Origin of the sequence: Sphingomonas sp. 3P27F8 (genome assembly GCF_005502745.1) — a bacterium.
In the GTDB taxonomy this organism is placed as follows: domain Bacteria; phylum Pseudomonadota; class Alphaproteobacteria; order Sphingomonadales; family Sphingomonadaceae; genus Sphingomonas.
Genome location: NZ_SCNL01000017.1, coordinates 25,618 through 37,072 on the forward strand (window position 1 = coordinate 25,618; position 11,455 = coordinate 37,072).

Annotated in this window: 13 protein-coding genes and 2 pseudogenes; 9 read left to right on the plus strand and 6 right to left on the minus strand. The window is 62.5% G+C overall.

Features of this window, described 5'->3' with window-relative positions; translation table 11 throughout:
• Window positions 1–206: 206 nt before the first annotated feature.
• The 3 genes from FFS35_RS16755 (at window position 207) to FFS35_RS16765 (ending at window position 3,248) form a co-directional block, all read left to right on the plus strand.
• Window positions 207–1,442: a molybdopterin-dependent oxidoreductase gene (locus tag FFS35_RS16755; RefSeq protein ID WP_137788036.1), complete on the plus strand. Its 1,236-nt coding sequence runs from the start codon at window positions 207–209 to the stop codon at window positions 1,440–1,442.
• Between the two features lie 12 nt (window positions 1,443–1,454).
• On the plus strand, window positions 1,455–1,928 hold the full coding sequence (locus FFS35_RS16760; RefSeq protein WP_137788037.1) for a hypothetical protein: 474 nt from the start codon (window positions 1,455–1,457) through the stop codon (window positions 1,926–1,928).
• A gap of 571 nt (window positions 1,929–2,499) precedes the next feature.
• Window positions 2,500–3,248 (plus strand): IS5 family transposase gene (locus FFS35_RS16765; RefSeq protein ID WP_137788038.1). Its coding sequence is split into 2 segments (ribosomal slippage): window positions 2,500–2,859 and window positions 2,862–3,248, totalling 747 coding nucleotides; the frame shifts between segments, so codons are not numbered across the junction.
• 16 nt (window positions 3,249–3,264) lie between these two features.
• On the opposite strand, the gene FFS35_RS20100 is transcribed toward FFS35_RS16765, so the two are convergent.
• Window positions 3,265–3,471, minus strand: a complete 207-nt coding sequence (locus tag FFS35_RS20100) for a hypothetical protein (protein WP_171007661.1) — start codon at window positions 3,469–3,471, stop codon at window positions 3,265–3,267.
• Window positions 3,472–3,753: 282 nt separating this feature from the next.
• Between FFS35_RS20100 and FFS35_RS16775 the strand changes: the two genes are divergently transcribed.
• From FFS35_RS16775 to FFS35_RS20420, 6 genes and pseudogenes are all read left to right on the plus strand, one after another.
• Window positions 3,754–4,836, plus strand: coding sequence for a putative sulfate exporter family transporter (locus tag FFS35_RS16775; protein WP_249341698.1), 1,083 nt, complete (start codon window positions 3,754–3,756; stop codon window positions 4,834–4,836).
• Between the two features lie 47 nt (window positions 4,837–4,883).
• The gene (locus FFS35_RS16780; protein WP_137788041.1) at window positions 4,884–5,870 is read left to right on the plus strand and encodes an MBL fold metallo-hydrolase; all 987 of its coding nucleotides are present in this window, start codon (window positions 4,884–4,886) and stop codon (window positions 5,868–5,870) included.
• 31 nt (window positions 5,871–5,901) lie between these two features.
• Window positions 5,902–6,195, plus strand: coding sequence for a hypothetical protein (locus FFS35_RS16785; RefSeq protein WP_137788042.1), 294 nt, complete (start codon window positions 5,902–5,904; stop codon window positions 6,193–6,195).
• Window positions 6,183–7,022, plus strand: coding sequence for a DUF692 domain-containing protein (locus tag FFS35_RS16790; RefSeq protein ID WP_137788043.1), 840 nt, complete (start codon window positions 6,183–6,185; stop codon window positions 7,020–7,022). Before FFS35_RS16785 ends, FFS35_RS16790 begins: the two co-directional genes overlap by 13 nt.
• Window positions 7,009–7,713, plus strand: a complete 705-nt coding sequence (locus tag FFS35_RS16795; RefSeq protein WP_249341699.1) for a putative DNA-binding domain-containing protein — start codon at window positions 7,009–7,011, stop codon at window positions 7,711–7,713. Before FFS35_RS16790 ends, FFS35_RS16795 begins: the two co-directional genes overlap by 14 nt.
• Window positions 7,710–7,976: pseudogene (locus FFS35_RS20420) on the plus strand (DoxX family membrane protein); the annotation flags it as partial. The gene FFS35_RS16795 and the pseudogene FFS35_RS20420, both read left to right, overlap by 4 nt.
• 86 nt (window positions 7,977–8,062) lie before the next feature.
• Here FFS35_RS20420 and FFS35_RS20425 read toward each other — a convergent pair.
• The 5 genes and pseudogenes from FFS35_RS20425 to FFS35_RS16820 form a co-directional block, all read right to left on the minus strand.
• A pseudogene (locus FFS35_RS20425) lies at window positions 8,063–8,608 on the minus strand (SRPBCC family protein); the annotation flags it as partial.
• Between the two features lie 63 nt (window positions 8,609–8,671).
• Window positions 8,672–9,193 carry a ferritin-like domain-containing protein gene (locus FFS35_RS16805; RefSeq protein ID WP_137788045.1) on the minus strand — a complete coding sequence of 174 codons (522 nt, stop codon included), beginning with the start codon at window positions 9,191–9,193 and terminating at the stop codon, window positions 8,672–8,674.
• A gap of 517 nt (window positions 9,194–9,710) precedes the next feature.
• Complete coding sequence (locus FFS35_RS16810; RefSeq protein WP_137788046.1) at window positions 9,711–10,064, minus strand: bZIP transcription factor; 354 nt, start codon at window positions 10,062–10,064, stop codon at window positions 9,711–9,713.
• 264 nt (window positions 10,065–10,328) lie between these two features.
• The gene (locus FFS35_RS16815) at window positions 10,329–10,811 is read right to left on the minus strand and encodes a Crp/Fnr family transcriptional regulator (protein ID WP_171007662.1); all 483 of its coding nucleotides are present in this window, start codon (window positions 10,809–10,811) and stop codon (window positions 10,329–10,331) included.
• 324 nt (window positions 10,812–11,135) lie between these two features.
• Entirely contained in the window at window positions 11,136–11,402 is a 267-nt protein-coding gene (locus FFS35_RS16820) for a hypothetical protein (protein ID WP_137788048.1), read from the minus strand.
• Window positions 11,403–11,455 lie beyond the last annotated feature (53 nt).

Below are 11,455 nucleotides of genomic sequence, written 5' to 3' on the forward strand. Positions count from 1 at the left end.
CGTTCAAGCTCGCTACGACGCTCCAGCTCAGCTTTTCGGAATGATTGGAACAGTTCTCCCCGCCGCGCCGGCAGGCATGTGACGACTGGTAGCCGCCAAGTCGGTTGCTGGCGGCTGCGCAGCAACCTGTCCGTGTCGCCGCTTGCGTTGGGCAGCCCAGCGGTCGGCACGCGCATACTAATCATCGATTGAACGAGAGACTGCTGATGAACAGCTTGAACATGAAACTGGCGCAGGGGATAGACCGCCGTCGCTTCCTGGCAGGGGCCGCAATCGCCAGCGGCGCACTGCTCCCCGCACCTGCTCTGGCAGGGCATCGGGATTTGCATCTGCCGGGTGGTCCATCCGAACGGCCTCTGACAGGCGCATTTCCGGGCAAGGGCAGCATGATCCTCCAGCGAATCCACCCGCCGCTCCTCGAGACGCCGATGAGCGTGTTTAATGGTGACGTCTTCACTCCTAACGACCAGTTCTTCGTCCGCTGGCACTGGGCAGACATTCCGACCTCGATCGATGTCGAGGCGTTCCGGATCAAGGTGCACGGCGCCGTCACGCGACCGCTCTCGATCTCTATCGCGCAACTACTGAGGCTTCCGCGCGTCGAGTTGGCGGCAATCAATCAATGCTCGGGTAATTCACGCGCGCTGTTCCAGCCCCCCGTCGCAGGCGCGCAGTGGCGCCACGGGGCGATGGGCAATGCCAAATGGCTCGGCGTGCGCCTACGCGATGTGCTCGACATCGCCGGGGTGAAGCCGGGCGCGATCGCGGTGCGGTTCGGCGCGCTCGACCAGCCAGTAGTCGCGGGCGCCCCGGATTTTGCCAAGTCGCTGCTGATCGACCACGCGCGCGACGGCGAAGTCATGCTCGCATTTGGGATGAACGGCGAGCAGATGCCGCTTCTGAACGGCTTTCCAGTCCGGCTGATCGTGCCGGGCTGGTATTCGACCTATTGGGTCAAGATGCTGAACGACATAGAGGTGCTCGCCGCGCACGACGACAGCTACTGGATGGCTAAGGCCTATAAGGTGCCCGACACTCCGGGCGCGAACGTGCGGCCAGGCCAGAAGGACTTTCCGACCGTCCCGATCAACAAGATGATCCCACGCAGCTGGGTCACCAGCCTCGACGAGGGGCAGGCGATCGCGTTCGATAGATCGATCCCGCTGGGCGGCATCGCGATGGGGGGCGATTGCGGCGTTGCAAAAGTCGACGTGTCGACCGACGATGGCAAGACCTGGTACAAGACGACACTCGGCCCCGACCACGGCAAATACAGTTTCCGCCGCTGGGACGCACAGGTGCCGCTCACGCATGCCGGCCCGACCAGGCTGATGTCGCGCTGCTGGAACACGGCTGGTGTCGCGCAGCCGGTGACGCCGATCTGGAACCCCGGCGGGTTCATGCGCGGCAATATCGAAACCACCAACATTCTCGTCGGCTGAGGAGCGCACCTCATGAAAACGCCTTCCATCAGCACGCTGTCCTTTGGGCTCGTCGGGGTCACCGCCGTTCTGCTATTCGCGATCGGTGCGCCGAACAGCCGCATCGTTCCGCCGCCCGCCGCTCCGGTCGCACCACCACCGAGCGTATCGGCTAACGGCTTCTCGCTCGCATCGACCTCGGTTGATCTCCCGACCGACGAGGCGCAATATCCAGACGGCCCACATGCCGACGTCATCAACGCGAACTGCACCTCATGCCATTCGGCGAGCATGGCGCTCAACCAGCCGCCCTTGTCGGCCGATCAATGGACTGCGGAGGTCACCAAGATGCGCGAGGTCTACAAAGCGCCCGTCGCCGAAGCCGACGTTCCGGCGATCGTCGCTTATCTGGCAGGGATGAGTGCGAAACTGCCGGGGGTCGCGAAGGGCAAGGCGCAGGATCCCGATCCGAAGACTGCGCCCGACGTTTCCGGAGGATCCGGCTGAGCGATCGAATCATGAACCACTGCGGCTCTGGAAGGCGTGAAGCGTCGCACAGTCCGTACGTGTCTTGCGCAGTCGCGCATTGGGCGCGACGCCGTTTTCTGGGATAATCAGTATCGCTTACACGATGCGACAGGTAGATGCCGAGTGGCCCGTGAAAATAGAGGCGATCGCGATCGGCACCGCGTCGCCAGCGCCAAGCAGTTCGAAGCTTCACGAAAGAACAGGCCAGCGGGGGATTTTCGGCTTCTGCAAGGATCACGACAAAGCCAATCGCTGCCACTCGCTGTCGGCACGCCGAATAAGTAAGCCAGCCGTTACCAAGCGCTGCGCCGCGGCAGGAGAACGGCGTGACTTATCACCCCTGGAAACCGGCACCGAGCATGACAACAGTAGGCAACAGCTTGATCGCCTAACTTTGCGAAGGATTCTTCGGTCTGAAAAAGCTGGCAACGGTCACACTTTTGAGCGTCGCCGCCAGGCTACCCAGCTCAGAGCGCGTTTGAGAAGGATTCCCAAGGCGGCTTTGGCGTGATTCATAGGGCGTCGGACCAACGACGCGAGCCGCCAGCCGATGCCGAAGAGGAAGCCGCCAGCGAGGCGGCGCTATGACACTGATCTGACGGATACCCAGTGGGAGCTGATCGCGCCCATGATCCCGGACGCGCGGGTTGGTGGGCGACCACGGAAGGCCACGTCGCGCGAGCTGATCGACGCCATTCTCTACTTTCTGCGGTCGGGAGCGGCATGGCGGCTCCTGCCGCACGATCTCCCCCCGTGGCAGACGGTCTACTATTACCTCCGCCGCTGGCAGGACGAAGGTGTGTGGCAGCACGTCCATCATGCGCTCGTTCTGGCCGACCGGGAACGCTGCGGCCGGGAAGCGTCGCCGTCGGCGGCGATCCTCGACAGCCAGTCGGTCCGCACCGCTGATCAAAAGGGGGCGAAAAGGGCTATGACGCGGGCAAGAAGATCACTGGGCGCAAGCGCCACATCCTGACCGACACCAATGGCCGGCTCCTGACGGTTCGCGTTCATGCCGCCGACGTGCAGGATCGCGACGGCGGCAAGCTGCCACTCAAGGGCTCGCGCCAGCGATACCCCTTCGTCACTCGCGTCTTCGCCGATGGCGGCTACGCCGTTCGTCTCATAAGCTGGGCTGCCGACAAGACCCACATCTCTCTGGAGATCATCCGTCGCGGTGCCCACACCAAGGGCTTCGAGGTGCTGCCCAGGCGCTGGGTGGTCGAGCGAACCTTCGCCTGGATCTTCAAGAACCGGCGCCTCGTCCGCATGGCAAACGCACTGTGCTTCGCGACCTAATCGTACAAAGCCGAGCTCAGACAATCGCACCGCACGTGTCGAACAGGAAGGCTAGGGCGATGACGACTTGCCGATCATCGGCGAAGGGGAGCCAAAGAGGGGCGATCCTCTTAAACAATCGCTCTCCAGCTGCCTGTTTTCGCCAGTAAAGGCGTGCCCCATATTCCGAACAGATGCCGATAATGCTTTTCCTCGTGACGAGCAGCTGTGCATCGACGGCCATTCGAATTTACCAGTAGAAAATGTGTGGAAGCGCCAAGCCAGGCGTATCCAATTGCCGACGAACCGTGCCATCCGCATCGGCACACCGCCCTTTGAATGGCGAGGCCGCTCGAAAGCACCCAATGCGCTTTTTGGGAGGGAAGGGCGGGAACAGCGTCACGGCGTCGGCTACCGACCGATCGGATGCTCAATTCATCCTCCGAGCTGATCGGAATCATATAATCTGATCGTTGGAAGGATGAAACCGCCGGGTCCACCTGTCTCCCAACCCGAGGAGACGACCGTGACCGCTTACACCCTGCCCAATCCAGACCGCCTGCGGGGCGCGCGGTTGTTGCCCGGGTTGGCGCTATGTCTGGGCGTAACCGGCGCGGCGTTTGCAGTACAGCGCATCGAAGAGGCCCTATTCGGCCGCGCCTGGCTCGAGGCGTTGGTGCTCGCCATCCTGATCGGCACGGCGATCCGCAGTGCCTGGACGCCGGACCAGCGCTGGTTCCCCGGCATCACGTTCAGCGCCAAGGTCCTGCTCGAACTCGCAGTCGTGTTGCTCGGCGCGTCGGTTAGCGCCGCGACCATTCTAGCGGCGGGCCCGGGGCTGCTGCTCGGTATCGCCGGGGTAGTGGTGGTGGCGATCGGGACGAGCTTCCTGATCGGGCGGCTCCTGCACCTGCCGCCGCGCATGGCGCTGCTCGTCGCGTGCGGCAACTCTATCTGCGGTAATTCCGCGATCGCCGCAGTCGCGCCGGTGATCGGCGCCGATGGCGACGATGTTGCCGCCTCGATCGGCTTCACCGCCGTACTCGGCGTGGCTGTCGTACTCGGGTTGCCTCTGCTTGGGCTCGCGCTGCATCTGGACGGGCTGCAATATGGCGCGCTTGCTGGGCTAACCGTTTATGCGGTGCCGCAGGTGATCGCCGCTGCCGCCCCCGCCGGCGCCGCTGCCGTCCAGATGGGTACGCTGGTCAAACCGGTGCGCGTCCTGATGCTCGGGCCGGTGTGCCTCCTGCTGTCGTTCGTCGCGCCACGGCTGCGCGCGGAGACGGACGAAGCCGCCCCGCATGTCACGACCGGCGAGCGACCGGCGCCCGGCCACCTGCCCCTCCACCATCTGGTGCCGTGGTTCATCATCGGTTTCCTGGTGCTGGTCGCGGCCCGCTCTCTCGAGCTGATCCCGCATGCCGCGCTCGCGCCAGCGAACGAGATCGCGACGCTGCTCACCGTGGTGTCGATGGCTGCGCTCGGACTTGGCGTGGACGTTCGCACCGTGGCGCATGCCGGTGGCCGCGTCACCGCTGCGGTGGTGCTGTCGCTGCTGGTGCTCGGCGCCGTCAGCCTCGGCCTGATCCACCTGCTCGGGCTGGCGTGACCGAACTCGCCCCGATTTCTTCTCAAGCATCAGACAGGAACCTCGTGATGAAGATATCCCTATCCCTGCTCCCGCTCGCTGCCGGACTCGCGCTGGCCGGTTGCTCTGGCACGAACGCCCCGTCGGAGGGCAACAAGGGGCAGCGACAGCAGGCTTCAGCACAGGCCGACCAGCCCGCCGATTGCCATAGCGGCATCTCGCTCCAACTGCTCGGCTCGGGCGGACCGATCTCGGACGATGCGCGTGCGTCGTCGGGCGCGGTGATCTGGATCGACGGCAAGGCGCGGCTCCTGATCGATGCCGGCGGTGGCACCTACCTGCGCTACGGCGAGTCCGGCGCGCGGCTTGAAGACCTCGATTTCATCGGCATTTCGCATTTCCACACCGATCACGTCGCCGATCTGCCCGCGATCCTCAAGGGGGCGTATTTCCTCGGCAGCACGCATGGCGTGACGCTGGTTGGCCCGACCGGCAACGCGAACTTCCCGAGCATGACCACCTTCTTCGACCGTGAATTCAGCCACGGAGGCGGTGCGTTTCAATATCTGTCCGGGTTGGCCAAAGCCTCGGATGGCCTGAAACTCGCCGTCCACCCGGCGAACGCGGATGTTAATGCACCGGTCCGCACCCTGGTCTGGCAAGGCGATGGCGTCACCGTTTACGCATACGGCATCCCGCACGGCGACGTGCCCGCGCTCGCCTTCCGGATTGAGACGCCAAAGGGCGTCATCGTCCTGTCGGCCGACCAGAATGGCAGCCGCAAAGGTTTCGTCGATTTTGCGCGCGGTGCCGACATCCTGATGATGCCGGCTGCGATCGACGACGATGCCGATGCGCAATCCCGCTTCCTGCACGCAACGCCCACGGTGGTCGGACAGATCGCGGCCGCCGTGCAGCCGAAGATGCTAGTGCTCGATCACTTCATGGGTCGTGCGCTGAAGAACAAGGACAAGAACGTCGGGATCATCCGCCGTTTCTACCACGGCCCTGTCTTCGCCGCCCGCGATCTCTCCTGCTTTCCCTTGCCTCGCTGATTTCCTTTCAACCACCTCTAGGAGCTTATACATGAAGCACGAACTCATCCTTGGTATCGCTGTCACCTCGCTGCTCAGTGCGCAGTCCTTTGCAGCGCCGCAGGCTCCAACACCTGCGTCGACCAGCCAAGCCGCGAGTGGCGGCGGGAAATGCGCTAGTGGCAAGTGCGGCACCGAGAAGATTTATAGCCAGACCAAACTTCAGCGTGATCCCAACGGCCAGCTTGTCCGCGCGCGTGACGGCACTTGCGGTTTGACAGGGAAGGGCCACCAAATCGTTGAGGCCAGCCGGACCAGGCTGGCGGAGGGCGTATGCGGCCGCTGACATCCGAAACGCGCGGACTCGGGCTTCGGCCCGAGTTCATCGCAAACCTTATCGACAGCCCACCCATCAGCGGGCTCGACTTCCTGGAAATCGCCCCCGAGAACTGGATGAACATCGGTGGACGCAAGCGTGAGCAGCTCGACCGGATCGCTGATCGCTATCCATTGATCGCACATGGCCTCAGTCTTTCGCTTGGTGATACCGAGCCGCTCAACCTCCCGTTCGTACGGGAGGTGTGCAGCTTTCTCGACGAGTATCGCATCGAGATCTACAGCGATCATCTGAGCGCCACGCGCGACAGCACGGGCTATCTTTACGATCTCATTCCCATTCCCCGCCGATCGGAAAATATCGCGTACCTCGCCGGCCGGATTGCCCAGGTACAGGACGTCACCGGACGGCGGTTGGTGCTGGAGAACATCTCCGCCTACCACGAATATCCCGGACAGATGCCCGAAGGCGAGTTCCTGGCGGAGCTGGCGCTGCGGTCCGGCTGCGGCATCCTGCTCGACATCAACAACGCCTATGTGAACGAGCGTAATCACGGCGCGGACGCACGGACTTTCATCGCGACGCTGCCGACCGAGGCGATCGCCTATTATCACATCGCCGGCCATCTCGAATTGGCCGATGGTATGATCCTAGACACACACGGCACGCCGGTGGCTGATGCGGTGATCCAGCTAGCGCAGGATGTGTGGCATCTACATGGCTCACGGCCGCTGCTGCTTGAGCGCGATAATTTCGTGCCTTCGCTCGGCGATCTCGTCCACGATCTGAATGCGATCGGGCAGGCAATGCGGGAGAGCCGTCATGACTTTGCCTGAAGCAACGCCACCGCCGGTCATGGCGGCGGAGTTAGCAGCATTTTGTGCCAGGGCACGCAGCGACGGTTCCGGTCTCTACGGTCAGCTACTGCGCGAAAATGTCGGCGACGCGCTGCGATCGTCGTTCCCGCTGTTTGTCGATCGTTTGGGCCTGGATGCGCTCGACGAGGCGGCAGGTACTTTTGTTGTCGAGCACCCTGCGGTGCGGCCGCAGTTCCACAGCATCGCTACTGAGTTCGTCGCCTTCGCGCAAACGCGGCTGCGGCTGTCGCCCGCGCTCACGGCGCTGCTTGAATATGAGTGGATGTTGCTCGCCGCCGAAATCGACCCGGCGCACGTGCAAGCCGGTGGCAGGAGTGATGCAAGGGTCGCGCTCAACCCGACGGTGCGGCTGGTGCTGCTGCCGTTCGACCTTGCGCAAGATGGGTGGGCGTCGGCGCAAGGCGATGACACGCAGCGTCCGTACGCCATCTTCCGTTCGTCCGATCATATGGTGCGGACCCTGCCGCTGACTCATCAGGCTTGTCTGCTGGTCGAGCATGTCCGCGACGCCGAGGCGATCCTGCCCGCCACACTTGCCCGCCTGACGGCAGCGCTAGTTTCCGAACGCGATATCTTGGCGTGGGTCATGCAGGAACTCGCGTCCGGCCTGCTCTGCCCCCCGCCCGAAGCTTTTGGAGAAGACTCGTGAAATTGATCTCGTTTGTTCAAAGCGCCCTCGACAGGGCGCGCGCGTTGGACTTCATCGCGCCGCTGGCGATCCGCCTTTATCTGCTGCCGATTTTCTACGAAGGCGCACATGCCAAGATCACTGGCTTCGCCGCACTGGTCCAATGGTTCGGTGCACCCGTGGCACAAGGCGGCCTCAATATGCCGGCACCGCTGTTGATGGCATTGCTTGCGACAGCCACTGAGACGGCAGGGTGCATTTGCCTCGCGCTCGGGCTGCTTACCCGACTGATCTCCATTCCGCTGATGGTCACGATGACTGTTGCCGGGCTATCCGTCCACTGGTCGCATGGATGGGCAGCGATCGCGGGTTCATGCTGTTTGCGCGTGCGCGCCGAGGTAGCGATCTCGCCGGTTTCCATCAGTTGCTTAAACCGGCGCAAGTCGCGGCGCGCCTGGATGCCGGGCTCGCGCTGGAAGAGTTTTGCGACGATTTTGCCGATCGCGCCAGCGGGCGGATCATAAGCGATCGTCGCGGTTACCACGGTGCCGCGCGCACCGGCCTCGACGAACGTGACCTTGCCCGAATTAGAGACATCGGCGCCCTCGGCCGACTGCCAAGTGATCGACTCGTTCTCGACCTCGTGCGTGACCGTCGCGTCCCATTCGTAGGTCGTGTCGCCCGGTCCCTTGACCACCCAATGCGACGATTTGGCATCAATCACGTCGATACGGACGATGTTTTCCATGAACCCGGGAAGGTTCGAGAAATTACGGAAATAGGCGTACAGATCGGCGGCAGAACGGTTGATCGTCACGGCACGCCCTACTACGTCGCGCGCGCCGTGCAGGTCCTTGGCAGTGCTGGCGGGCGCATCGTCGCCGCGCTCGGCTTCCACGGTGTCGGTCACATCAATCTCCGAAACATGAGGGTAGGATCGCGCAAAGCGGGGCGCGCGGCAGCGCGCCCCCTCCTTACCTCACGCCGGCTCGGCCACCGCCGCTGCCTTGACGTTGTCACGGCCGATCGCCATCTGCGTCAGCTTGTCGTCGGTGGCATATTCCTCGTCGAGCGTTTCCTGCAGGATCGCGGCGACCTCGCCCCTGCCAAGCTGATTGGCCCAGGCGATCAGCGTGCCGTATCGCGTGATTTCGTAATGTTCGACGGCCTGTGCCGACGCGATCAGGGCAGCATCGAGCACGGCCTTGTCGGCAATGTCGCCAGCGACCTCATTGGCTTCCTTGATAATGCCTTCGATGGCCGGGCAGGTCGCGCCTTTGGCGTCTTCGCCGATCAACGCGAAGACCTTTTCGAGCCGCGCGATCTGGCCTTCGGTTTCCCGCAGATGCGTTTCAAAGCCTTGCTTGAGCGCCGGATCGGTCGCCTTGGCAGCCATTTTGGGCAGCGCCTTGGTAATCTGGTTTTCGGCGTAATAGACGTCCTGCAACTGGTGCAGGAAGAGGTCGTCGAACGTCGCGATATCCTTGGTGAACAAGCCCATCGAAGCCTCCTGGTCTGGTCATCGGACAACGCGCCGCGGCTGGTGCAGGCGTTTCCGTCGAAACCCGATAACGGTCGGTCGGCGCTGCGGTTTCACCCAATCACACTGACCTAGATCAACTGCTCATCGCGGCGACGCGGGCGCCAGGAGCGGTTGCTACGCTGTCGCCGTGGCGCGTTTGTCGTTCGATCAGGCCGGTTTGCTCGTATCGTCGGGGTCCGGGCGGTCGTGGGGGTACTGTCAGACCAATTGCACGTCGAATTTCCTATTTGATTAGGAGACCAAACCAGCATCAGATGGCGCGTTTTGTTCTCGCTAAATTCCTGCAGGGTAATCGACCGACAAACGTTCAAGGAACGACACTCGGCCGCCTTGGCCGAGTGGCAGACGCTCGCCAGCTAGACGTCGCCTTCAAAGAGCGGACTCCATCGTGGAGAGACGAGCTCGCATTAGGCTGACAGCACCCTGGATCGCCTTCAGCAAGCGGCCGAGCGTCCGGTCGATGTCGTTCCGCGCGTTACCAGTTTCGGAAGTTATTATACTGGCTCTTAGTGCAATCGAACCCGTTCGTCGCAGACCTGCAGCCGGGTTCTCCGGTGGGTAGGCCGTTGAACGTCGGATGCTCGTGGTTTACGAAGGCACGGCCCAGGTCTCCCAACTTGGCCTTCAGGTCACCGACTTGCGTCTTCATCGCGGCATTTTCAGCCGTCAGCGCCGTAACCTTAGTCTCCAGCCGATCGAGGCGTGTCTGCAACACTATTTGGGGAGAAAGAGTCGCCGTCTGCGCGGACAGCGGACCCGCCGTAATTTGGGCATATGCCGTGCCGGACAAAGCTGCGGTGGCGACGAACAACAGAGCGGTATTGCGCATCGTGATCTCCCAGACTGTACACGCCTAGAATAGGAGACATCTGCCGAGGCAATCTTCCCCCTCGGAGCGTTTTTCATGCAAATTACTACGGAACGGCGGGAGTCTGTCGGTTGCATTCGATCTGTATCGTCCCGTCGCAACGTCCGCTTCCAAGTATCGCGAGCTCAAATCTACACGACCGAATTTGGGCGCGTTGCGGTCGGCGAGCGGAGCAGCGTGACGGATGCTAACTACCGCTACGTCTTGGATCACCAGCGACTTACCTCACTCAGCCCCCCGTAGGTGCAGATAGATCGGGTCGAATTCACCAACAGCGCAAAGTCCTCGCCAGTCCATGATGTGGACCCGCCGCGCGCGTATCTCCACCAGCCCCTTGTCCCGCAGTCCACGCAGCATCCGGTTCACGTGAACAGGCGTCATGTTGGTTGCCTCGCCGATCTGCTGCTGCGTAAGCGGAAAGGGATAGTGCATCTGGTCATCCGCAGAACTGACGCCGACGCGCACACTCATCTCGGCGAGCAGGTGCGCGATGCGGCCGTCACCCTGCAACCTCGAATTGGTCATCGACCATTGTGAGAGGATCGCGCCGTCGACGGTGCAGTCGCGCCAGAACGCGCGCTCCAGCGCGGGATGCATGTCGCCGACTTCCCTGATCGCCTCATGAGGGACTCGGTAGATCTGCGTCTCGCCAAGCGCCATCAGCGCGGAAGCGGCCTTGGGCAGGACGACGGAGTGAAGGTCGGCCATGTCTCCAGGAATGTGAAGTGCGGTAGTTAGTCGGATCCCGTCCCTGCCCTGGCTGAACCGTCCAGCAATTCCGGATAGGACGAGGCAGGAGCGGTCGACGACCTCACCGAGTTTAACGAAATCGCGTCCGGCAGGGATCACCTCCAATGATCCGGGCAAGCCAAGTACAGCGTCGCACTCGGCCGAGGTCAGGGTTGACCGTAAGCGGAGACGTGCAAGCCACTTAGCTAGGGCGATAGATACGTCGGCCATGACAGCTGTCTAGCCGTCATAACCGCTACGTCCAACGAGTTCATAAAAAACCGGTCGGCCCTCGACGAGGGTTTAACCGCTTATGTCGACGGCATCGCGGTATTGGACCTTGAAGCAACTTGCTCCCGCGGCATCGCTGACGTCGATGTAGCATGACATGCAGAGGCGTCCCTCCAATAATTCGGCACACATCATCTCCCGCGCCGCCCGGATCGCAACGGCGTGGGCCTGCTCGGGGCCGTCGAGCTCCATGCCGTCCTCGTCGATCGTGACGGTGCCGCACTCGTGCAGATGGAGGAAGTATAGCGTCATTTCATTCCAGTGTTCTGAAAGCGGCACTCTTCAATCAATCCAATGATCGAGTGACGCTTCGTATCCCGAAAATGATACTA

What these genes read in the sequence shown, in the direction of transcription:
- FFS35_RS16755 (WP_137788036.1), top strand. Translation starts at nt 207, where the DNA reads ATGAACAGCTTGAACATGAAACTGGCGCAGGGGATAGACCGCCGTCGC.
- FFS35_RS16760 (WP_137788037.1), top strand. Translation starts at nt 1,455, where the DNA reads ATGAAAACGCCTTCCATCAGCACGCTGTCCTTTGGGCTCGTCGGGGTC.
- FFS35_RS20100 (WP_171007661.1), bottom strand. Translation starts at nt 3,471, where the DNA reads ATGGCCGTCGATGCACAGCTGCTCGTCACGAGGAAAAGCATTATCGGC.
- FFS35_RS16780 (WP_137788041.1), top strand. Translation starts at nt 4,884, where the DNA reads ATGAAGATATCCCTATCCCTGCTCCCGCTCGCTGCCGGACTCGCGCTG.
- FFS35_RS16785 (WP_137788042.1), top strand. Translation starts at nt 5,902, where the DNA reads ATGAAGCACGAACTCATCCTTGGTATCGCTGTCACCTCGCTGCTCAGT.
- FFS35_RS16790 (WP_137788043.1), top strand. Translation starts at nt 6,183, where the DNA reads ATGCGGCCGCTGACATCCGAAACGCGCGGACTCGGGCTTCGGCCCGAG.
- FFS35_RS16795 (WP_249341699.1), top strand. Translation starts at nt 7,009, where the DNA reads ATGACTTTGCCTGAAGCAACGCCACCGCCGGTCATGGCGGCGGAGTTA.
- FFS35_RS16805 (WP_137788045.1), bottom strand. Translation starts at nt 9,193, where the DNA reads ATGGGCTTGTTCACCAAGGATATCGCGACGTTCGACGACCTCTTCCTG.
- FFS35_RS16810 (WP_137788046.1), bottom strand. Translation starts at nt 10,064, where the DNA reads ATGCGCAATACCGCTCTGTTGTTCGTCGCCACCGCAGCTTTGTCCGGC.
- FFS35_RS16815 (WP_171007662.1), bottom strand. Translation starts at nt 10,811, where the DNA reads ATGGCCGACCTTCACTCCGTCGTCCTGCCCAAGGCCGCTTCCGCGCTG.